This window comes from Paenibacillus sp. GCM10027628 (assembly GCF_042676385.1).
Classification (GTDB): Bacteria; Bacillota; Bacilli; order Paenibacillales; family NBRC-103111; genus Paenibacillus_E.
Genome location: NZ_JBHTHA010000052.1, coordinates 50,659 through 71,720, shown reverse-complemented (window position 1 = coordinate 71,720; position 21,062 = coordinate 50,659). Strand labels below are relative to the sequence as shown.

The window sequence follows — 21,062 nt, the reverse complement described above, 5'->3', positions numbered from 1 at the left end:
CGTATGAACTTGTACGTGATCGGGTATGTCTTATTCAGCTTGATCGTTCTTCTTGCTGCGAACTGGATGTACATGAAAAGAAAAAAAAGCCGCGACGCCTTACATAGTGGGCGTTACTCACCATTACCGGAGCCGGCACACACGCTCGTGGAGATGTCGGAGGAACTGAACGGCCATCATGAGCAGGTGGACAAGGCGGAACCGGAAGCTCCTTCTTCGAGAACCACGGAAGTCAAAGTCGGGCAACTGCTCACCGTGCTCATGCTCGGTGCGTTCGTCTCCATTTTAAATCAAACGCTGATCAATGTGGCGATCCCGCATATCATGACCGACTTTAACGTCACCGCGAATGTCGTTCAATGGCTGACGACCGGGTATATGCTGGTAAATGGCGTTATGATTCCGATTACGGCCTTTCTAATCGAAAGATATGGATCGCGCTTCATGTTTCTGATGGCCATGATCTTGTTTACGGCTGGGGCGCTTATATGTGCGGTTGCCCCCAACTTCGCCATTCTCATGACCGGCAGGGTTGTACAGGCATCGGGGGCTGGCATCATCATGCCGCTTATGATGACGGTATTTCTTACCGTATTTCCGCCGGAAAAAAGAGGAAGCGCGATGGGGATGATGGGGATTGCGATGATATTCGCCCCGGCAATCGGTCCGACGCTATCCGGCTGGCTGGTACAAACCTACACGTGGCGCTTGTTATTCTATCTTGTCTTGCCAATCGGGATCATTGATATCCTGCTTGCTTTCTTCTTGATGGGGAATGTGACGAAGATGTCGAAAGTTCGGTTTGACTTCTGGGGGTTCCTATGTTCAACGGTCGGTTTCGGGGGATTGCTGTTTGCCTTCAGTGAAGCGGGCTCTGCCGGCTGGTTAAGCTTGCGCGTGCTGGGCACCATGACTATCGGTATTATCAGCCTGATCTTGTTTGTTTGGCGGGAACTATCGGTCAAAGAGCCGATGATTGATTTACGCGTGTTTACGTATAATGTGTTCACGCTCACGACGATCGTAAGCTCCATCATTAACATGGCGATGTTTGCAGCGATGATTCTACTGCCGATTTATTTGCAAAACATTCGCGGTTTCACACCGCTCGCCTCAGGCTTGCTGCTGTTGCCGGGGGCGATACTCATGGGGGTCATGCAGCCGATCGCCGGCATGATTTTTGACCGGATCGGCGTACGCTGGCTTGCAGTTGTCGGGTTGATCATCACGACGGCCACGACCTGGGAGTTCAGCCGATTAACGTCGGATACGACCTATAGCCACATTCTGGTCCTTTATTGTCTGCGCATGTTCGGCATGTCGTTCATGATGATGACGATTATGACGGAGGGCATGAATCAGCTGCCGCGGCACCTTCATAGCCATGGCACGGCGATGTCCAACACCCTACGGCAAGTTGCGGGGTCCTTGGGCACCGCGCTGCTCGTTACCGTGATGAGCAGCAGAGCCGACTTCCATATGGGGAACTTCGGCAACACGTTTACCTCTACGAATCCTGTAATCGTAGGAGAGCTGTCTCGGCTGGGACAAGGTCTTGCCGCGATGGCTCATATTCCTGTTGCGGCGGGGAACAAGCTGATATCCACTTTGATTTATGCATCCGCTATGAAGGAGTCCACGATTAACGGAATCAATGACGCTTTTCTTATTGCGACAGGCATTACAGGGGTTGCCCTTGTGCTTTCTTTCTTCATTCGAAGAGTAAAGCAACCTTCCTAACCCAAACAAACAGTCCATGCATCCGATTTACGGTGCATGGACTGTTTGTTTGGCGTTATTTATGGCTGTGGTGGAAGGAGCACTTATTTTCAATGAACCGAATCTGGTTTTCAATCCGATTCAAATGCTCTTTAGCTTCTTGGGAAGAGGCGTCTTGAACCTGAAGCTGCTGAAGCTCTTCCTTTAAGCTGTGCAGATCGTTTCCCGCATTCGCACAGTCGTAATTGCTTTCCAAATTGTCGATCATATTGTTCCTCCTAGACTTCTGAACTCTGGTAGCGAAGTCTTATTTCTTGCCTTTCTGACTGCTTTTATCAGAAGTGCGCGTAGTCGAATTCTGGCTTGCGTGACCTTGCTGCTTATTGTCTGTCATGTTGTTCACTCCTTTACTGTATGGATTTAAGCAATGCCCATTTATTATGAGCAAATCAGCTAAATTGATACGAACCCAAACGAAAAAGCCCAGCTAACGATTCCTTGATCGTTTCACCGGGCAGGTAACTACAGTGTATGTGTAAAGCGGTTAGTGGTTAGGCGTTAGCAATTTGTCTGCCAACGAACGCTTCAATTTTTTGATAGCGTCTGTCTCTAGCTTGTGGTTTTGATTGAATTTAGTGCCTGTCAATGCAAGCGCTTCCTTAACAGTCATTTCTACACGGATAATTTCTTCTCCTTGCGGGATTTGGACGTTGTTGTTGCTCATTTTCATCACTCCTATGTCAACTTTTTGAAGTGAAAACCTTAATTTGACGCACTTTTAATATAACACATCATGTTAGCTATTGCAAGGGGAGGAAAGACCCAATTCAAGGGAAATCCAATGACAAAAGCCCCCTAAATCCGAAAGGATTTTGAGGGCTTTTTTAGAGAATAAAGGGAGATTTTATGGACCGGTATAAGGGGCGCTGCCTTCTGTGTACTCATCTTCAGGCTTGCGAATCCAACGCTGCAAGTAGCCTTGATCGTAAAGCGCCTTGATCAAAATGATGAGAACAGGAGAGAGAATCACGCCGGCAACGCCGAATAAAGAAAGCGATAAAATCATAAAGGCTAGTGTCGTAAATGCTGATACCCCAAGCGATTCGCCCGTAATTTTGGGTTCCATGATCTGTCTGACAAGGATGACGACAAGCAGCACAGCGCTCAGCCAAATGGCTAAAGTTGTATCGCCGACAATGAACAGATAGATAATCCACGGAATGAAAAGTGTCGAAACGCCAAGCAGCGGCAGAACATCGAAGATAGCCGACAGCAGGGAGATGGAGAAGGCGTTATTCACGCCAAGAACGAGCAGCGCGATGAAGATAACCGCGAAAGTAAGCGAGATCAGCTTCAATTGCGCTTTTATGTACGAGACGATACCCTTGACAACATTTTCTTTTAGAAAATAATACGCTTTTTTAAACGTATTCGGCGTCTTGTCATGGGCAAGCTTCTTCCAAGATTCAATCTCAATACTGAGGAAGTAGGCAAGAATGATGCCTACGATGAAATTGAACATGAAGGTGGAGAATGACGTGAGCGAGTTTACCATCCCCGATAAGAACCTGCCGATAAATTTCGAAGCACTCGCGGCAAAATTACCTGCATATTCCTTGATTTTGTCGATAACATCCTGCGGCAGCGTTTGAAATTGCGCATTCAATTCACTAATTCTATGTACAATCTGATTCTGAAAAACGGCTTGGTAATCATCGACTTTGTTGACAAGGCTCATGATCTGGCTAGTGAAAATAACCGCGGCGCCCGTGAGCGCGCCAAAAATGATTAATACAAAGAGCAGCGTTGAAATCGCTGAGGCAATCGATTTGCGCATGCCTTTGCGGTGCAAAAAACGAGCCAGAGGCTCGATCATCAAGTAGATGATCAGAGCCAGGAAGATAGGCGTCGCAATGCGGTACAGGTAGCTGAATAACAGCATGAATAAGTAGACTGTGAGTACGATAAGCCCGATATCAAAGGCCGTTCTCCAGTATTTCTTGTAAAAAGAAATCACTTACATACCTCCAAAGAGACTTTATTGTTCCGTCAATATGATCGGTCCCTGGCTTGTAATCGCTATGGTATGTTCATATTGAGCGGAAAGACTTCCGTCAACCGTGCGTGCCGTCCATCCGTCCAGATCAACCTTTGCATGGAATTTGCCTACATTAAGCATAGGTTCAATCGTGAAAACCATGCCTTCTTTGATGCGCGGTCCCTTGCCTGCCGGCCCGTAATGCGGCACCTGCGGCTCTTCATGCATTTCTGATCCAATCCCATGTCCGATGAAGTCGCGAACCACAGAGAAGCCCTGAGACTCGGCATAGACTTGAATGGCATGCGATACGTCGCCGATGCGATTGCCGGGAACCGCTTTTTCGATGCCTTTGTAGAGAGCTTCTTTCGTTACTTTTAACAGCTTCTCAGCAACGGGAGAGACGTTGCCTACCGCGTATGACCATGCAGAGTCTGCCAGCCATCCGTCTTTGCGGACGACCATATCGATGGTGACGATGTCGCCGTCTTTCAAAGCTTCTTTTTTCGGAAAGCCGTGACAAATGACGTCATTGACGGAGGCGCAGGTTGCGTATTCGTAGCCGCGGTATCCCTTTTGCTCCGGCGTAGCTCCGTGTTTGGCCAGAAAGCCTTCGACGAATTGGTCAATTTCCCAAGATGTAATGCCGGGACGAATCATTTTGGCGATCTCTTTATGGCAATCGGCGAGAATGCGGCCGGCTGCGCCCATTTTTTCAATTTGCTCTTTGGATTTAATTGTAATCATCTAGTAACACTCCTCTGACGTAGGTCCCTAATCTTTCATTATGTCCATTTTGCGGACCATAACTTCATTTCTTTCAATATTTGATGCAGATCCTCGCCCTTCGGTGTCAACGTATATTCCACCGTGACGGGGACGGTCGGATATGCCGTTCGTTCCAGCACGCCATGTTCCTCAAGGTGACGAAGCGTGTCGGTCAACGATTTGGGACTGATTCCGGCTACTTGCCGCTGCAGCTCGCCGAATCTGCGTGTGCCGCAAAACAATTCTCGAAGTACAAGAAAGGCCCATTTGCCGCCGATAACTTCCAGCGTCCGTTCGATGGAGCATTCAATCACATTAGGTTCTTTGGGAATATAATTGCTGAGTGGAGCGATTTTCTCATTCTCAAGGGTAGACATAAGAACGCATCCTTTCAAGTTTAGGTCACTAACTTCGAGGTAAGTAAGTTACAATGTTGTATTTAGTGTTCAATTTTCCCGCTACTATTTATTTTATAGAGTGAGACTTGAAGTTGCAAGCTTAACGAAGGTTGATTTCGTTGTCCCGATTATTTACAATAAGAATAAAACTAGTTTCAGGAGATGTGTACATATGAACGTCAAAATTTCTCGCAATGCAGCAAAAGTACTCCAATTGGAGCTGGACAAAGAAGAAAACAAAGGTTTAACGGTTCGCGTACAAGTGACTCACAAACATGGCGACCACGCCCACTATGGTTTGGGTCTTGACGATAAATCGACTAACGATGTCGTTGTCAGCACGGATAAAGGAATCGATGTGCTGCTGGATAAAGACGAACCGCTTCTTGACGGTATTCGGATCGACTACTTCTACACACCGGAAGAAGGCTTCATGATTACGAACCCTAGCAAGGGGAACCACGGAGATCACTAATGCCGAATGATATTCGCATTTGTGATAAATGCAAACACATGAAAGTGAAGACCGCCCTGCCGAAGCTTCAAGCTATTGCGCCGGACGCTGACGTCAAAGTGGCCTGTAAGTCATATTGCGGTCCGTGTTCTCGATTTGCATTTATTTTTATTAATGGACGTTACATAACCGGAACGACAGAGGATGAAGCGATCGAAAAGGCGAAGAAGTATGTGAAATAAATAAGAGTAAGCACAAAAGCATCCAGCCACTTTAAAGTGGTCTAGATGCTTTTTTTGCGTGGTAGCCAGCTTATGCGTGGACCGCTGATCGTTCCAGCAGTTTGCGGATCTGGCTCTCAATTTTATGAGGAGCTGTCGTTGGTGAAAATCGTTTGATGACATTGCCCTGCCGGTCAACCAAGAACTTCGTGAAATTCCATTTGATGCCTGAACCGAAAAGACCGGATGCATGTTGTTTAAGATGGCGGTAGAGAGGATGCGCGCCAGGGCCGTTGACGTCGATTTTGGAGAAAAGCGGGAAATTCACGCCAAAATTGATCTGGCAAGCCTGCTCGACCTGGGCGTCGTCGCCGGGTTCTTGCTCTCTGAATTGATTGCAAGGGAAGCCAAGAACAGTAAATCCTTGATCTTTGTATGTGTCATGAAGCTCTTGAAGACCTGTGAATTGGGGGGCGAACCCGCATTTCGTAGCGGTATTGACGATTAGCAGCACTTGACCGCGGTAGTCGGAAAGCGGTTTTTCTTCTCCGCGGATCGTTCGGACACTAAAATCATGGACGTTCAAAAGGTTCACCTTCTCATATATATTTTGTGCAAATTAATTGTACACAATTTTATTTCGTTTGAAAAGGACTTTTTGTTTTTACAAGATTTTTATCACGAAATAATACTCCGTGAACATTAGAGCAGTATGCTATTTCGTAGTGGAAATCTATTCATGTTGGAGGTAACTATGAAAAGAATACGGAGAAGAAGACGCCTGCTCCATGTGCTCGCAGCAGTTTTTGCTGTTCCAAGATGGCCGATGCTTGGGCATGAACAACGGAATTAGGTCTATTGTTCGTTAATAAAGACCCTCAAATAAAGAACAAATGAGTCATCTATTTGTCCGGAATGACCGCTAAAGCTCTAGTAAAGAAGATTGAAATGCCTAAACAGTCGGCAATGCCCTATATGTCTACAGTTCCCCCTTACCCGTCGTGGAAAGAACCAATGTCTCTAAATAGAGAACATTTTGACGCATTTGGCGGGTAAATGACCACCAATCAGGCTTCGAACGAATAAAAGTCCATAATTAGCGAAGACTGTTCGTTGTTTATGGACTTTTGTTCTTTCGAGCCCCGATATGGCTATTTCGCCAAAAATTAGCGTCAAACTTATTCACTAATAACGACCGCGGTTCCTTATTCAAGCCATTAGCGCAGTGACCGTGGCTATGGTAGCATTCCGGACTCGAAACTTATCATCGGAAGCTGCGGCGAGGTAGCCGGGTTAACCCTGTTTTCCGGATTATCAAACCCTCAAAATATCTGCAAGTGCCTTATCTACCGTTGTATAGTTAAAATCAAATCCATGCTCCAGCAATACCCGCGGCAATACTTTCTGGCCTTCCAAGAGGAGAACGGACAACTCGCCAAAAGCCAACTTCATCACGAAAGCTGGCAGCGGAAACCAATCCGGTCGTCGCAACGTCTTCGCCAACACCTTTCCGAATTCCTTATTCGTCACGGGATTGGGTGCTGTCGCGTTGACGGGTCCGCTTATCGCTTCGTGCTCCAAGCAGAAAGAAATAAGCCTCACCATGTCATCGATATGAATCCACGATAGCCATTGTTTTCCGCTGCCGATTGGGCCGCCAACCCCTAACTTATAGGGCAGAGCCATCTTGGGAAAAGCGCCTTCCCTGCCGTCAAGGACAAGTCCGACGCGTACTTTTACGATGCGTGTTCCATGGATTTGATCTGCTGCCTGCTCCCATGCTTCGGAAACACCCGATAAGAAATCGACGACACGATGCGGGCTGCGCTCGTCGAACGTTTCCGTTTCCGAAGTGCCATAGATCGACATGCCTGACGCGTTTACAACCACTTTCGGTTTGACCTCAAGCCGGTTGACCAGTTTAGCCACTTGGGCAGCGGCTTTTTGGCGTGACTGCACGATACGCTCCTTTGCTTTTGACGTCCATCGCTGATTAATGGACTCGCCTGCCAGATTGACAATCGCATCAATTCCTTCAAGCAAGGAGGGCGTTTCTTCCAGATGCTCCCAGGACACGGTTGGGACTCCATGAGTATGAATAGCGGCCGAGCGTGATATGTTGATGACTTCATGCCCTTCCCGAAGTAGATAATTGATCAATCGTCCGCCTATAAATCCGGTGCCGCCGGTGACTGCAATTTTCATCGGTGTGCGCCTCCTTTTTCTTTGATTATAGGTTGTTGATGCAACGATTTCCAATTGTCTTTATTCTTCCGTTAACAATATTGTGTTATATTGGAAAAAGGGAGGGATGCCTTATGTTTCGCTTATTACGCAAATGGTTTGCCTCGACACCCCAAAAGAACCTGAATCGACAAAGGCGATTCGCCAAGGCCAGATTTCGTTATGATGCTTCGGAGCTGCCGCAAGGGCTGGGTCTGCTTCCGGGCGTTCCATTGCAGAGTGCTGTGGCCAGACTCCAGAGCGCCATTCCGTCTGATTATGTGGAAAGATTGAAATATCGGGTACTTTCGGAAGATCGGAACATGACGGATGATGAGTTTGCTTGCAAATGGTTTGAATTACAGCGCTTTTTCCTGATGAACTTGATATTGAAACGAACACCGATGTTTAGCCAGGGAATTGATGCCATATGGCATGAAATGTTAATGTTTACCAGGGAATATCAACGATTCGGAGAAATGTTTGCCGGCGGCGTCATTCATCATGCTCCGGAACGGGAGCCCAGACAAATGCCGGGAGAACGCGCATGGTTTGACTGGGTATATGCGCATTTGTTCCAATTTGCTCCTTCCAGCACCGTCTGCTGGAATGGATTTTTCCGTCATCCGCTCGATCAGGAGCGGACAAATCTGCTTCGCGAAGGCATCGAATCCGAGATCGCCGAGCGCTGGTTTGATATGGAACAGGCTCAGCGGTATCCTGAGGTGGAGGAAACGATCCGCATGCTCATTCAGCAGGCGATTCATGAAGCAAGGCATGCGGCGCAAAGCAACAGAATCGAGGACACGGAGTGGTCGCAACAGGGTTCGGTTGGCAACGGGATGATGTACCTGGCTGGTGCCATGATGTTCTACTCCATCTTGGATAGCGATAATTATGACAGCAGTATGAGCCCGATTCTTCCACAATCGGAAGAGGAATTAGATCGACAGAAGTGGCAAAACCAAAGCAACTGCTCCACATCGGGCTGCGGCAGCTCAGGCGGAAGCTGGGATGGCGGCAATTCCGGCGATGGTAGTTCTGGAGATAGCGGCAGCGGAAGCAGCTGCAGTTCGGGATCGAGCTGTTCCTCGGGCTCCAGCTGTTCTTCGAGCTCTAGCTGCGGATCCGGCTGCAGCAGTTAATAGTGCAGCAGACACCTTTCCTGATTGGGAAGGTGTTTTTTTGCGCGAAAAAGACACATGCTGACATTTTTCGTGTATAATTATCTTTCGGATTCATTAACCTTGGGTTAATAAATATCAGAGACAGGGGGGCTGCGCAGCATGAATCGACTTCGTAATTTTCTAAGTACATACCATCCGATCGTACATACGCTGATTCTCGGAACCGTTATGGCAAGGGCGGCATCCTCGATGAGTTTGCCATTTCTTGCCATTTACCTGTCTAGAAACACGTCTATGAGCGAGGTTATGATCGGCGTTGTCATCGGGATGGGAGCATTGGCCGGAACTGTTGGCGGTTTTGTTGGCGGGACGCTATCGGATCGATTCGGTCGACGTATTATCATGCTGGCCGCTTTATTTGGATGGGCGTTCGTTTTTACCGGCTTTGCCTTTGTGAAACTGCCGATTTGGTTCATGCTGCTGAATATGCTCAACGGCTTGTGCAGATCCTTCTACGAACCTGTTTCTCAAGCATTAATGGCTGATTTAACAGAACCTGCGAAACGTTTGAAAGTGTTCTCGTTGCGTTATATGGCTATTAATGTTGGTGCGGCTGTCGGACCTTTGCTCGGTTCTTTCTTTGCAACGATGGACGGATCGCTGCCGTTTCTCATTACGGGAATCGTCTATTTTGTGTATGCCGTCACGCTCTATGCACTTCTATCCGCATTCGGCATCAAAAAAATCGAAGGCGAGAAGAAGGCGAATGTCACATTTGCTTCCGCTTGGCAGGTCATTCGAAGGGATACGACATTCCGGTATTATAGTATTGGCGGGATCATCGGTGCGATCGGCTACTCGCAGGTTATGGTGACCTTGTCTCAGTACTTGGAGCATAGCATCGCTGATGGTGTGAAAATGGTTGCATTACTGATGAGCGTAAATGCTATAACCGTTATAGCCATGCAAATTCCACTAACACGTTGGGCTGAGAAATATACGCCGCTTGTCGCCATTTCGGCCGGCAACTTGATGTTTGCGCTTGGGGATGTCGGGTTTGCTTACTCGCATACGACGATACCGCTCGTCTTCTCGATGATTGTATTCACCTTCGGTGAGATACTTAATTACCCTGCGGCCAATATGCTCATCGACAAATTAGCCCCGGCACATATGCGCGGAACTTATTTTGGGGCACAGACACTAACGAATGTAGGCCACTTTTTGGGACCATGGATCGGCGGATTTTTGCTTGCTTCGTACAACGGAAGTACTTTGTATACCGTAATGGCTTGTGTTACGATCTGTGGAACCTTGTTCTACCAACTAGGTTCAAGACGTCAATCGGTTGCAAAAACCGTAATAAAGAATGAAAATATGTGAAAAATAGTTCCATAGAACTATTCGATTTCTTCCAATCATCCCTTATTCTTGATAGTAAAGGTATCAACATTTGACAGCTTTCGATACATCTCGCTAAAAACATCACGATAAAGGCAAACCTGGCGAAAGCCAGCGACGCAAAGCTAGAGGGGCTCTCTTGTCCTGCAAGTGGACCGGGTGCCAGCCAGCCGCCGACGATTGGGTCTTCAACATCCAGAACCCCTCCGATCGGTTCAAAAGGCGGGGTTTTTCTTTTGTCACGAATATGAAGAAATAAGGGAGGATCCTGCAACATGCAGCCTGAATGGATGCTACACGAAGAACAGAAAATCACTTCACTTTGCGGTAATCATGTCGCCCGTTTGGTGCCGTCTTCAGACGGACCGAAGCTGCTGATTAATCGGGAAGAATATGCACTAAATGAGACGTGCTGGGATGTCGAAATGTTTCATGGACGAAACAACAGCATTCTCATCTTTTACTGGAAAGGCGAGGTTAAACTTTCCGTGAAAATTCCGCCATTGTCACAAATTGAAGCATTCCTTACAAGACTTTATCAATGTTTATCTTCCAAATGGAGAACGGTGCAGCCGATTTAGGCGCACCGTTTTTTTCTCTTATCTCTTCTGCACACGTATAGGCGGATGCACATATGTTGGGTACAGTTATACGCAAATGCCTAGGAGGTAAGAGAATGGGAGAGCTGAATGATTTTGAATCGGCGGCCTTATATGAACAGCGTTTCTGGTTGCAGGTGCTTGGGGATCATGGCCGGTTCATCTACAACGCGCTTGCGCCAAATGAGGAAATGGAAATTGAGCATGCGCGGTGCTTTATCCTCACCTTTGACAGTCTGCTTGAGACCGCTCGCGCGAACCTTGATTTAACAGGCATAATGATGCTGAATCATAGATCTTATCAGAAAGCACAAGAGCTGCGCGCCTTCAAGCTGCACCTTCTGGAACGTCATTTGACGGGGAAAATCGGATTGAGTTTGCCGCCTACGTTTGTCAATCATATGTTGAATGAGCTTGATGAAGCCCTGTCCGTGATGGGATATTTGGTTAGGCAGGAATTCCCGCCGGCACCGAGTCCGATTCATTTGCATTTGGTATGGCTGCAAGATGCGTTCGGCCATGCCGGTGCGATTCAGGATAATCTTGATTTGACAGAGAGTAAACGCAAAGAAATGAGCAGCCACTTCGCGCATCAATTCAAGGAGTTTTATTTAAAAGCGGTCGAATTCGCCCAATATCTCCGTACGAATCTGCATCATTTTCCAGCATTAAGCCGTTTGAACAAAGAAGCAGAACTTGAAATGACCTTGTTTTTGGAGTTTTTACGCGAACTTGAAGAGCAGAGACTTACGCATGAGACCTTAGGCACATTGGCACCGTTGATGGCGGACCATATGGCTAGAGAAGAACTTTATTACTTGACAAAGTTATCACAGGTCTCCGAAACGAAGAAGCCTTCCGGCAATCCGCTAGCGCCGAGAATCGAGAATTAGGGAACGTGTAAAGCTTGATAAAATCATTGTCACAGATCGACAGGGACGATATAATAAATCGATATGGGAGTAGTTCCTAAGGACTACTGTTGGGGGAGGAAATACCATGAGATTGATCACTCGTTCCGATTTTGACGGTTTGGTGTGTGCAATGCTTTTTAAGAAGCTGAACATGGTGGATGAAATGAAATTCGTTCATCCCAAAGATATGCAGGACGGATTAATTGAAGTCACGGAAAATGATATTTTGGCGAATGTCCCGTATGTACCGGGTTGTGGCCTATGGTTCGATCACCATTCCAGCGAGCTGGAACGGATGGGACAAAAGGTGGAGTTTAAAGGGGAGACCCGCATTGCTCCAAGCGCGGCGAGAGTGGTGTACGATTATTATGGCGGCAAAGAAACGTTTGGCGATATTGACGACATTATGTTGGGTGTAGACAAAGCGGACTCCGCGCAATTCAGCAAAGAAGATATTTTGAATCCTCGCGGTTGGGATTTGCTCTCTTTCATCATGGATGCTCGTACGGGGCTTGGCCGCTACCGTGATTATCGAATTAGCAACTACCAGCTTATGGAAGATCTTGTTGAGCATTGTGCGACAAAGTCGGTTGATGAGATTATGGAGCTTCCAGATGTGAAAGAGCGCGTAGATCGGTACTTTGAGCTGGATGCAACGTATCGCGACATGTTGAGTACATATACGCGAACTGAAGGCAATGTGATTGTCACCGACCTCCGAAATGTGGAGAACATTTACCCTGGCAACCGTTTCATGGTCTATGCCTTGTATCCGGAACAAAATATCTCTATCTGGATCGTAGACGGCCGGAATAAGCAGAATTGCGTGTTTGCCTGCGGGCACAGTATCGTTAATCGCTCTTCGAAAACGAATATCGGCGCATTGATGCTCCAGAACGGCGGAGGCGGGCACCATGCAGCCGGAACTTGCCAAGTGCCGTATGAGCAAGCGGAAGAAGTGCTTCATAGTCTTGTTGAGACGATGAGAGCAGACGGATAATAGTGTGATCAGACAGCTGCAGGATGGGGAAGTCGCCCGGAATGCGGCTTTTTTGCGCTGATTCGTATTGCGCCCTGCGATAACAAGAAGGTATGATGAGTAAAAAAGAGAAAATGACCGGAGAGTTATTCGGTCAATTGGAGGGAAAGCATGAATCTGGAACGCATTCATCATGTTGCTGTCATCAGCTCGAATTATGAACGATCGAAGCATTTTTATGTGAATCTGCTTGGTCTCAAAGTGATTCACGAATCTTATCGGGCAGAACGTGATTCCTACAAACTGGACTTGCAGATAGGAGACACGGAGCAGCAGATTGAATTATTTTCTTTCCCGAATCCGCCTGAAAGAGTCAACCGGCCGGAGGCGCGCGGGCTCAGGCACTTGGCTTTTACAGTTGCAAATATGGAGCAGAGTGTGCGGGAATTGACAGAGAAAGGGATCCACGTTGAGCCGGTGCGAATAGATCCGATAACGGGTCAGAAATACACCTTTTTCGCGGATCCGGATGGGTTGCCTTTGGAGCTGGTGGAGCATGTCGGGTGATCGGAACTTAAAGACGGAACAGGAACCGAAGCTAGGTTTTGCCAAAGGCTGCTTGTGGAGTATCCTGATCTCGGTTCCTTTTTGGGCGCTGCTGATATGGTGGTTGTTTGTTAAATAAAAGCCCTCATGAATTTGGCCGGCCAACTGTGTTTTACAGTGGGTGGACAAAGTCATTGAGGGCTTTCAGGCCAGAACGAGTGGCTCACCTTTCTAAGCGAGTTCGAGTATATGGGACGCAGATCGCTGCGTTAACGATGTTATTCAGCGTTCCAGACGTAAAAGTAAATGGAATCGAGTGAATAGCGATGTTTTCCATCGTTACAGGGGAGATTACATATTTGAAGTGGGCAGATGCCATACCTAATTTCTCCTTCGTCGCAAATGTATGGATTTACACATAAAAAGACCGTCAGGATGAACTTTCCTGACGGTCTTTAATGCGGAAAAATGGGCAAGATGTTATTTGTTCTTGCCAGTCACAGCCTAATTGCTCTCGATTGGTTTACGTGGCGGCAATGGGCCCAAGTACTGGAAAAGATTGCATTCGATGCGGCCGTTAAACAGCTTGCGCTTCTTATCGGCGCGGCGGCTCATGTAGTGCTCGAGCTGCTGGCTCGGGCTCAGCACGAACACGCTCCACGAGGGCAGCTGCCCCGTGATCGAGCCGAGCTGGCGCAGCGCCTGCTCGACTTCTTTGGAATCACCAAGCCTCTCCCCGTAGGGAGGGTTGGTGATTAAGCAGCCGTAGTCGCCGCGCGGGCGGGCCTTGGCCACAGGCTCCACTCGAAAGTGGAGCTGCTTCGCCAGGCCAGCCGCCTTCGCGGCGGCTTCGGCCACATCGATGGCGGCGCCATCGATGTCGCTGCCAACGATGTCCAACGGGACATCGTCGCGGACTGCGTCGTAGGCCTCTTCGCGGGCCTGCTCCCACAGCTCGAAGGGGACATTGTCCCACTCCTCGCTAGGAAAACTGCGCCGGAGGCCCGGCGCAATGTTCCACCCGATCATCGCCGCCTCGATCGGGATTGTGCCCGACCCGCAAAACGGGTCGTAGAGCGGGCGCTCGACGCGCCAGCGGCTCAAGAGTACCATGGCAGCTGCCATGGTTTCCTTGAGCGGCGCTTCCGTCACCAGCTTGCGGTAGCCGCGCTTGTGCAGGCTCGGGCCGGTCGTATCGATCGTAAGCGTCGCGATATCGTTCAGCAGAGCGACCTCGATGACATAACGCGCGCCAGTTTCCGCGAACCATTCGGTGCCATAGCGTAGCTTCATTTTCTCTACGATCGCTTTCTTCACGATCCCCTGACAAGCAGGCACACTGGAAAGCTGTGATTTATGCGAGCGCCCTTCCACAGGGAATTCGGCATCGCCCGGTATCCAGTCCGGCCAAGCTAAAGCTTTCGTGCCCTCGAACAACTCATCGAATGTGAGCGCTTTGAATTGGCCCATGAGCACGAGGATGCGATCTGCAGTCCTTAGCCATATATTGGCCCGGCAAATGGCCAGTTCATCTCCTATGAAACGTACGCGGCCGTTCTCAACGGTCACTTCCGTGTAGCCGAGATCGCGAATTTCGCGAGCGACGACGGCTTCAAGTCCCATTGGACAAGTAGCGATTAATTCAAGTTGCGACATGATCTTATCCCTTCCTAAACGGGTTGTGCATCGTTCATAAAACTCATACAATTAACAAGTATAGGACAAAAGGGATACACTTACAAACGAAACCTCCAGCGGGAGGCCCAAGAAGAGGAGCGATGACCATGGAAACGGTAACTGCCGAAAGCTACATGGAGGATTTATATGAAGAAGATGAAGTCCTAGAGCGGGTAAAAGCGGGCATTCGCGCCCAGAATATGCCTGAAATCTCAATTGCGCCAGGATACGGCAGACTGCTGACGATGTTAGTGAAAATGATCGGAGCCAAGCGAGTCTTGGAGATAGGTGCTTTGGGCGGCTATAGCGGCATATGCCTGGCACGCGGATTAGGGGAGGGCGGCAAGCTGGTTTCTCTCGAATTGAAGCAGGAGTTCGCCGATGTCGCGAAGCAGAATGTCACCGATGCAGGTCTCGGGGATTATGTTGAATACCGGATCGGCGAGGCGCTGGATCACCTCGCGGACCTTCAGAGTCTCGGGGAGCGGTTTGATTTCTTTTTCATTGACGCGGACAAGGTCAATTATCCGAACTATTTGGAATACGCTATTCAACTTGCGAATCCAGGCGCTATTATTGCCGGTGACAACACGTTAATGCGGGGGAAAGTCATCGACTCGCAGCAGAACAAAGCTTCAGTGCAGGCCATGCGTAAGTTCAACAGCCTGATCGCCAGCGATCCTCGACTTGAAAGCACCATTCTTCCAGCTTATGACGGACTGGCACTTGCGCGAGTGAAATAGATGGCGAACCGGCTACCTCAACAAAAAGCGGTCGATCAGCAGAAAGTTCTGCAGATCGACCGCTTTTCTTGTTTCACGATGCTTTTTGTATCGTTGTATGTAATTCCGTTTCTCTTTGACTGTTTGGTGTTATAGGTTTTATTTGCGTCAATGAAGGATTCGATTGTGGGGTAGAAATGGGATGAGTGGTTTGCTGCTTCTTAAACGGAATCGCGCTGATGCTGTTCCAATAAATAAACAGCAGCTCCGCACAAACGACGATGAAAACAATTTTTCGCCAATTCAGCTTCATGCATGGCATCCTCTCTATCAACAATACACCTAGATTACCATATTGTGGAATTGTTTGCCATCTTTTTTTGAAGCAGCGTCTTATACACCCAAAAAGAATTGATAAAGAGCAGAATCGTCGACAAGATAAAGATCTCACGGATATTCAAATATCCGGAAATCGCACCTCCAACAACCGGGCCTAGCATGTTGCCAAGGCTGAGTGCACTTGTGTTAAAGCTATAGGAACGGCTTTCCATCCCTTCTGGCGTATATTTGCGAATAAGTGCGTTAACGGTAGGCAGCAGCCCACCCATGAAAATGCCAAGCCCAAACCGAGCGGCAAACAGCTGCCAAACATTATGAACGAAAGCCTGCGGAATGAAGAGAACCGCCGCACCGGCGAGGCAGATGCCAAGAATGCGTTCCGGTCCAATCCGGTCGGAAAGTTTGCCCAGCAGCGGAGAGGCAACCATATTCGAGAACCCGGTAATCGAGCCAACTAATCCGGCAAAAAAGACGAGCCCTGCGGCCTGCCCGTGAAGTTCGGCCACAAACAGCGGCATCAATGGCATCGTGCTCAGCATCGCAAATTGAATCAGGAACGTTACCGCATAGAGCGAAGGCAACTGGCGGACGTGCTTTAACTGTCCAAATGCTTGGATAATCGAAATTTTCGGCTTGGCTGCAGCTTCCTTGACGTTAAATTTCTCTTTTACGAGCAGAAGTGTCAAGAGTGAAGCGGCAAACAGCAATATTCCGGTGATATAAAAGATATACCGGTAACCGATCCATTCGGCCAGCAAGCCGCCGATAAAAGGCCCAAGGATCGTTCCGGCAACGGCTCCGGATTGGAGTGTGCCCATGGCGAAGCCCATTTTCTCCTTCGGCGTATTGGTGGACATTAACGCGACCGCTGCCGGTGCATAGCCGGAAATCGTCCCGTTCACCATGCGCAGTATTAGCAGTTGCCAAGCATTGCCGGCAAAGCCCATGAGGGTCATGACGACGGCCATGCCGAACCCGGAGCGCAGCAGCATGACTTTACGGCCGTAGCGATCCGCTAATCCGCCCCAAATCGGTTGAAACATGAAGGACGTTACGAAATTGCCGGCAAAAATAATACCTGCCCAAGTCGCCACTTCATGCGGGTCTTTCATACCAAGCTCTTGTAAATATAAAGGCAGGAATGGAACGATCATCGTCATTCCGCCCATGACTAAAAATTGTCCCAGCCAAAGAACGGTCAAATTCACTTGCCAACGAACCATTCGGAGTCCCCATTTCATGCTGTCGTTGCATTCTCATAACTAGTCTATTATATCAAGAATACGGAGAGACGCCTAACTGGAGAACGGCTGGATTCATTATGCATACTTTCATGATGAACGGGGATAGTAGTGTATGGTGAAAAATTCCAATAACCACTCATTAAAAGGAGAAGATCCAAGATGCCTTTCGGCGCACATGAAACCGTGGAAGTTCATGAAATATTGAATGAAAAATTAAGTGCGATTACACATTACTCCCTTTATGCCGAGCAGGCGCAAAGTCCGCAAGTTCGCGATCTGATTCAGCGTCAGCTGCAAACGACTGTTCAGCAGTATGATCAATTAGTCGCTTACACACATGATTACAGTGCGGCTAATCGGTCGGCATCATTCAGCGCTGGGGCTTCCTCTATGGGTGGAATCTCCCCAGAGCAGGTCGCCTACGGACTGCGCCAACCATCCCCGATGGCCCCTCAATTCCAGGGCAGGCTGAATGATCAACAGATCTTAAGCGCCTTGCTGTGCAGCAATAAAAACTGTGCCAAAAACGGCATGCAGGCTTCGCTCGAATGCGCAGATCCGAATGTGCGGCAAATGCTGCTCAATGGCGCTATCTCTGCGAATCAGCATGCTTATGATACGTTCCTGCTGATGAATCAGCTAGGCCAGTATCAAGTACCTACCATACAGGATCATACGGCAAAAACGTTCTTGCACGCTTTTCAGCCGATGCATGCGACTAGTCCAGCTCCTTACGTGTAGCTTAACGAAAAAGAAGCCTCCATTAGATTCTTTGAAATCTAACAGGGGGCTTCTTTTTCTCATTTATGAACCAGACCGGTCGAGATTTCGAGTTCATATCTTCGGCTCTCGGGCATTTCGGATGCATATGCAAGATGGACGGCCTGTGCAATATCATAGGGGACACGGACAAATTGAATGGAAAATCCTGCTGGCCCCGCCACCGTACTATCGGTTACTCCTTCCAATATGCAATAGCTGGCTTGCGGGATGCCGTCATATGGCGTTCCAACACTCCCTACATTGAAAAGTACCCGTCCACTATTTATATGCCCCTCAAATTTCTCTTCAGACGTGTTTTTGATCGTTATCAGATAAGGGAGGTGAATATCCCCGTATCCGACGATATCGGGCTGCCGCCCATCCGCTGGCGTACCTGTCATTTCTGTATTTTCAAACATCGCCATTCGCTCCGCTTTGGGCGCTTTGCGTTTCACCCGATGGAAGACGCTTTGTGCAGAAGCGTGGAAACATCGAATGAGCTTCCCGCTCATGCGGATATCGACGGAAAATGGCAGTTGCGCCAAATAAGCGAGCCGTTTTTCGCCGAGCTGCTGCTGATGCCAAGATCCCGTCGGTTGATCCTGGGGGTAAGTGATGCCCAAATCCCAGTTTCCTTGCACAACGGTCTCACATACGGTTCGAATGCGATCTACCGCCTCTGCGGAGCCAGGTCCCTTGCCAACGATATCGCCCAGGCAAATAATCCGGTGAATGCCTCTGCATTCTATATCTCGAAGCACGGCGTCCAGAGCCGGTATATTCCCATGAATATCTGAAATAATCGCAATTTTTTCCAAGATGTATACGTCCTTTCTCCTCCAAGGCAAATCATGAAACTCTGCTTCTTTTATACCACAGAGAGATCCATATGAGAATGTGTTCCTCTTTACACTTACCGTTACGAGGGTTATTCTGGTATAATTTGATATTGGGGAAAGGGGAATGCTCGATTGGAATCCAGATTAGAACGTCATCGTAAACAAAAGCAACAGCGACCTGAACGAAACAAGACTCCGCTCAAAGTGATAGGTGGACTCACACTAGCTGCTGCCGTCTGTTTCGCCATTGGAGCAGCTGCTTCTCATTGGACATCGCGCAGCACGCCTGCCGAAGAACTTAAACCCGCATCGACTTCTGCAACGGCTACAGTTCCTCCATCAACGAGTGCAGCAACGCCAAAGCCAAACTCCACGCTTAGTCCGCAGCCTACGCAAAAAGCTGTATTAACGAGTCCTTCACCAGCCGCATCGGACAATCCAGCCACAGGTGATGCGCAAGTAAAGCTTACATTTGTTGGGGATGTACTGCTTGCCTCTAAAGTGGAAGATATTTTAAAGGAAAAAGGTTATGATCATCCGTATTCAAATGTAACCGATTTTTTGAGCAAACCTGATTATACGATCGCTAACCTGGAAACGCCAATAACAACAAGAGGTACGGTTCAAAGTAAGGATTACGTATACCGCTCTTCGCCGCTGGCGCTACCGGCTTTGAAAGCTTCCGGCATTGATTTGGTCAATTTGGCCAACAATCATGTGATGGATTACGGGACCGAAGGCCTGCTGGACACCATGGCTTCTCTGGATCAAGAGGGCGTTAAGCGGGTAGGGGCCGGAAAAGATTTGGAAGAAGCTTATCAACCTGTCATTGTCGAAAAGCAAGGAATGAAAATCGCTTTCCTCGGGTTCAGTCGCGTCGTTCCGGATGGTTCATGGAAAGCGGGCCCAGGGCACCCTGGCGTCGCTGAAACCTACAACTACAAACCTCCTGTTGAAGCCATCCAGAAAGCGAAGGAGAAGGCTGATCTCGTTGTCGTCATCACGCATTGGGGCGTTGAGAGAACCGATCAACCGGACAAATACCAGAAGGATTTGGCGCATCGCTACATTGATGCAGGTGCCGATCTTATTGTTGGCGGCCATCCGCATGTGCTTCAAGGCCTTGAACAATACAAGGGCAAGTGGATCGCCTACAGCTTGGGCAACTTTATTTTCACAACCAACGATGTGCCTAAAACTTGGGAAACGGTCATTATGGAAGCTTCGTGCTCCAAAGAAAAGAAGTGCGACGTGCACCTAGTGCCCATATTAACCAAAGGTGCGCTGCCGACACCCATGAATGCCGAAGATGGAGCCAAGCTTTTTCAACGGCTGAGTCAAATTTCGTTAGGTGCGCAAGTCGACGCACAGGGTAATGTTTCAAAGAAATGAGATAGATAGGAGCAAAGGAAAAATGAAGGAACAAATTCGCAATATTTATTGTGTAGGGCGCAATTACAGAGCCCACGCCGCCGAACTCGGCAACGATGTTCCGGATCAGCCGATGATTTTTACAAAACCTACGCATGCCCTTGTAGAAATAGACGGAGGCGAATTAACACTTCCGGGAAGCCATGGCGAAATTCATTATGAAACTGAACTGGTGCTGCATATTGCAAAGCCATACAGTGCCGGCGCGACTGTGGATGACATCGTGGATCAATACGCGCTGGGTATTGATTTTACACTTCGGGATGTGCAAAACGTGATTAAGAAAAAAGGTCAGCCCTGGCTCCCGGCCAAAGGCTTCCTTGGTTCAGCGCCGATTAGCCGGTTTCGCCCGTTCCCGGGCGCTGCCGTGCTTGCGGATTCGAACTTTAAGCTGCTGCAGAACGGAAACGTTGTGCAAAACGGGAATATTAGCAACATGATTTTTGACCTTCAGACGATTATTGATTATATTGCAAAGCACTATGGATTAGGTGCAGGGGATATTATCTATACGGGAACGCCGGAAGGGGTAGGTCCTGTAAGCAGTGGAGACCGTTTGGAGCTTGTCTGGGGAGAAGAAGTATTCGGAGCTGTAACGATCAAAACTGAAGGTTAATGAATAGTTGAAAAAGAAGCCTCCTATCCCATTTATTTCATGGAT

25 protein-coding genes and 1 riboswitch are annotated in these 21,062 nt (G+C 48.4%); of the genes, 14 read left to right on the top strand and 11 right to left on the bottom strand.

What is annotated here, in order from left to right; genetic code table 11:
• Positions 1 to 3 precede the first annotated feature (3 nt).
• The gene (locus ACFQZT_RS31670) at positions 4 to 1,740 is read left to right on the top strand and encodes a DHA2 family efflux MFS transporter permease subunit (protein ID WP_379306847.1); all 1,737 of its coding nucleotides are present in this window, start codon (positions 4 to 6) and stop codon (positions 1,738 to 1,740) included.
• Positions 1,741 to 1,795: 55 nt separating this feature from the next.
• On the opposite strand, the gene ACFQZT_RS31665 is transcribed toward ACFQZT_RS31670, so the two are convergent.
• The 5 genes from ACFQZT_RS31665 to ACFQZT_RS31645 form a co-directional block, all read right to left on the bottom strand.
• Complete coding sequence (locus ACFQZT_RS31665; RefSeq protein ID WP_379306845.1) at positions 1,796 to 1,987, bottom strand: DUF2524 domain-containing protein; 192 nt, start codon at positions 1,985 to 1,987, stop codon at positions 1,796 to 1,798.
• 276 nt (positions 1,988 to 2,263) lie between these two features.
• Positions 2,264 to 2,443: a hypothetical protein gene (locus ACFQZT_RS31660; RefSeq protein ID WP_379306843.1), complete on the bottom strand. Its 180-nt coding sequence runs from the start codon at positions 2,441 to 2,443 to the stop codon at positions 2,264 to 2,266.
• 180 nt (positions 2,444 to 2,623) lie between these two features.
• Entirely contained in the window at positions 2,624 to 3,736 is a 1,113-nt protein-coding gene (ytvI, locus tag ACFQZT_RS31655; RefSeq protein ID WP_379306841.1) for a sporulation integral membrane protein YtvI, read from the bottom strand.
• Between the two features lie 21 nt (positions 3,737 to 3,757).
• Complete coding sequence (gene map / locus ACFQZT_RS31650; protein WP_379306839.1) at positions 3,758 to 4,504, bottom strand: type I methionyl aminopeptidase; 747 nt, start codon at positions 4,502 to 4,504, stop codon at positions 3,758 to 3,760.
• A gap of 38 nt (positions 4,505 to 4,542) precedes the next feature.
• Positions 4,543 to 4,902 (bottom strand): winged helix-turn-helix transcriptional regulator, encoded by a 360-nt coding sequence (locus tag ACFQZT_RS31645; RefSeq protein WP_379306837.1) that lies wholly within the window; start codon positions 4,900 to 4,902, stop codon positions 4,543 to 4,545.
• A 193-nt stretch (positions 4,903 to 5,095) separates the two neighbouring features.
• Between ACFQZT_RS31645 and ACFQZT_RS31640 the strand changes: the two genes are divergently transcribed.
• Both ACFQZT_RS31640 and ACFQZT_RS31635 read left to right on the top strand, forming a co-directional pair.
• Entirely contained in the window at positions 5,096 to 5,398 is a 303-nt protein-coding gene (locus ACFQZT_RS31640) for an iron-sulfur cluster assembly accessory protein (protein WP_379306835.1), read from the top strand.
• The gene (locus tag ACFQZT_RS31635; RefSeq protein ID WP_379306833.1) at positions 5,398 to 5,619 is read left to right on the top strand and encodes a YuzB family protein; all 222 of its coding nucleotides are present in this window, start codon (positions 5,398 to 5,400) and stop codon (positions 5,617 to 5,619) included. Before ACFQZT_RS31640 ends, ACFQZT_RS31635 begins: the two co-directional genes overlap by 1 nt.
• Before the next feature lie 70 nt (positions 5,620 to 5,689).
• Here the strand turns inward: ACFQZT_RS31635 and ACFQZT_RS31630 are convergent, their stop codons facing one another.
• Entirely contained in the window at positions 5,690 to 6,184 is a 495-nt protein-coding gene (locus ACFQZT_RS31630) for a glutathione peroxidase (protein WP_379306831.1), read from the bottom strand.
• 728 nt (positions 6,185 to 6,912) lie between these two features.
• Complete coding sequence (locus ACFQZT_RS31625; RefSeq protein ID WP_379306829.1) at positions 6,913 to 7,803, bottom strand: TIGR01777 family oxidoreductase; 891 nt, start codon at positions 7,801 to 7,803, stop codon at positions 6,913 to 6,915.
• Positions 7,804 to 7,916: 113 nt separating this feature from the next.
• Here ACFQZT_RS31625 and ACFQZT_RS31620 point away from each other — a divergent pair, with 113 nt between their 5' ends.
• From ACFQZT_RS31620 to ACFQZT_RS31590, 7 genes are all read left to right on the top strand, one after another.
• Positions 7,917 to 8,966 carry a glycine-rich domain-containing protein gene (locus tag ACFQZT_RS31620; RefSeq protein ID WP_379306827.1) on the top strand — a complete coding sequence of 350 codons (1,050 nt, stop codon included), beginning with the start codon at positions 7,917 to 7,919 and terminating at the stop codon, positions 8,964 to 8,966.
• 141 nt (positions 8,967 to 9,107) lie between these two features.
• On the top strand, positions 9,108 to 10,331 hold the full coding sequence (locus tag ACFQZT_RS31615) for an MDR family MFS transporter (RefSeq protein WP_379306825.1): 1,224 nt from the start codon (positions 9,108 to 9,110) through the stop codon (positions 10,329 to 10,331).
• Between the two features lie 102 nt (positions 10,332 to 10,433).
• A riboswitch (cyclic di-GMP riboswitch) is annotated at positions 10,434 to 10,527 on the top strand.
• Between the two features lie 97 nt (positions 10,528 to 10,624).
• Complete coding sequence (locus ACFQZT_RS31610; protein WP_379306823.1) at positions 10,625 to 10,930, top strand: hypothetical protein; 306 nt, start codon at positions 10,625 to 10,627, stop codon at positions 10,928 to 10,930.
• Between the two features lie 95 nt (positions 10,931 to 11,025).
• Positions 11,026 to 11,841 carry a DUF2935 domain-containing protein gene (locus ACFQZT_RS31605; protein WP_379306821.1) on the top strand — a complete coding sequence of 272 codons (816 nt, stop codon included), beginning with the start codon at positions 11,026 to 11,028 and terminating at the stop codon, positions 11,839 to 11,841.
• A 106-nt stretch (positions 11,842 to 11,947) separates the two neighbouring features.
• Positions 11,948 to 12,862, top strand: coding sequence for an exopolyphosphatase (locus ACFQZT_RS31600; RefSeq protein WP_379306819.1), 915 nt, complete (start codon positions 11,948 to 11,950; stop codon positions 12,860 to 12,862).
• 150 nt (positions 12,863 to 13,012) lie between these two features.
• Positions 13,013 to 13,408: an SMU1112c/YaeR family gloxylase I-like metalloprotein gene (gloA2, locus tag ACFQZT_RS31595; RefSeq protein WP_379306817.1), complete on the top strand. Its 396-nt coding sequence runs from the start codon at positions 13,013 to 13,015 to the stop codon at positions 13,406 to 13,408.
• Entirely contained in the window at positions 13,398 to 13,526 is a 129-nt protein-coding gene (locus ACFQZT_RS31590; RefSeq protein WP_379306815.1) for a hypothetical protein, read from the top strand. Before gloA2 ends, ACFQZT_RS31590 begins: the two co-directional genes overlap by 11 nt.
• 365 nt (positions 13,527 to 13,891) lie before the next feature.
• Here ACFQZT_RS31590 and ACFQZT_RS31585 read toward each other — a convergent pair whose 3' ends face one another.
• Positions 13,892 to 15,043, bottom strand: coding sequence for a THUMP domain-containing class I SAM-dependent RNA methyltransferase (locus ACFQZT_RS31585; protein WP_379306813.1), 1,152 nt, complete (start codon positions 15,041 to 15,043; stop codon positions 13,892 to 13,894).
• 122 nt (positions 15,044 to 15,165) lie between these two features.
• Here ACFQZT_RS31585 and ACFQZT_RS31580 point away from each other — a divergent pair, with 122 nt between their 5' ends.
• The gene (locus ACFQZT_RS31580) at positions 15,166 to 15,807 is read left to right on the top strand and encodes an O-methyltransferase (RefSeq protein WP_379306811.1); all 642 of its coding nucleotides are present in this window, start codon (positions 15,166 to 15,168) and stop codon (positions 15,805 to 15,807) included.
• A gap of 73 nt (positions 15,808 to 15,880) precedes the next feature.
• Here the strand turns inward: ACFQZT_RS31580 and ACFQZT_RS31575 are convergent, their stop codons facing one another.
• The gene (locus ACFQZT_RS31575; RefSeq protein WP_379306809.1) at positions 15,881 to 16,099 is read right to left on the bottom strand and encodes a hypothetical protein; all 219 of its coding nucleotides are present in this window, start codon (positions 16,097 to 16,099) and stop codon (positions 15,881 to 15,883) included.
• Positions 16,100 to 16,133: 34 nt separating this feature from the next.
• Complete coding sequence (locus tag ACFQZT_RS31570) at positions 16,134 to 17,348, bottom strand: MFS transporter (protein ID WP_379306807.1); 1,215 nt, start codon at positions 17,346 to 17,348, stop codon at positions 16,134 to 16,136.
• A 180-nt stretch (positions 17,349 to 17,528) separates the two neighbouring features.
• Between ACFQZT_RS31570 and ACFQZT_RS31565 the strand changes: the two genes are divergently transcribed.
• Complete coding sequence (locus ACFQZT_RS31565) at positions 17,529 to 18,110, top strand: spore coat protein (protein ID WP_379306805.1); 582 nt, start codon at positions 17,529 to 17,531, stop codon at positions 18,108 to 18,110.
• A gap of 59 nt (positions 18,111 to 18,169) precedes the next feature.
• On the opposite strand, the gene ACFQZT_RS31560 is transcribed toward ACFQZT_RS31565, so the two are convergent.
• Positions 18,170 to 18,949: a metallophosphoesterase family protein gene (locus ACFQZT_RS31560; RefSeq protein WP_379306803.1), complete on the bottom strand. Its 780-nt coding sequence runs from the start codon at positions 18,947 to 18,949 to the stop codon at positions 18,170 to 18,172.
• A gap of 153 nt (positions 18,950 to 19,102) precedes the next feature.
• Here ACFQZT_RS31560 and ACFQZT_RS31555 point away from each other — a divergent pair, with 153 nt between their 5' ends.
• Both ACFQZT_RS31555 and ACFQZT_RS31550 read left to right on the top strand, forming a co-directional pair.
• Complete coding sequence (locus tag ACFQZT_RS31555; protein WP_379306802.1) at positions 19,103 to 20,362, top strand: CapA family protein; 1,260 nt, start codon at positions 19,103 to 19,105, stop codon at positions 20,360 to 20,362.
• Positions 20,363 to 20,384: 22 nt separating this feature from the next.
• The gene (locus ACFQZT_RS31550) at positions 20,385 to 21,017 is read left to right on the top strand and encodes a fumarylacetoacetate hydrolase family protein (RefSeq protein ID WP_379306800.1); all 633 of its coding nucleotides are present in this window, start codon (positions 20,385 to 20,387) and stop codon (positions 21,015 to 21,017) included.
• Positions 21,018 to 21,062: the final 45 nt, after the last annotated feature.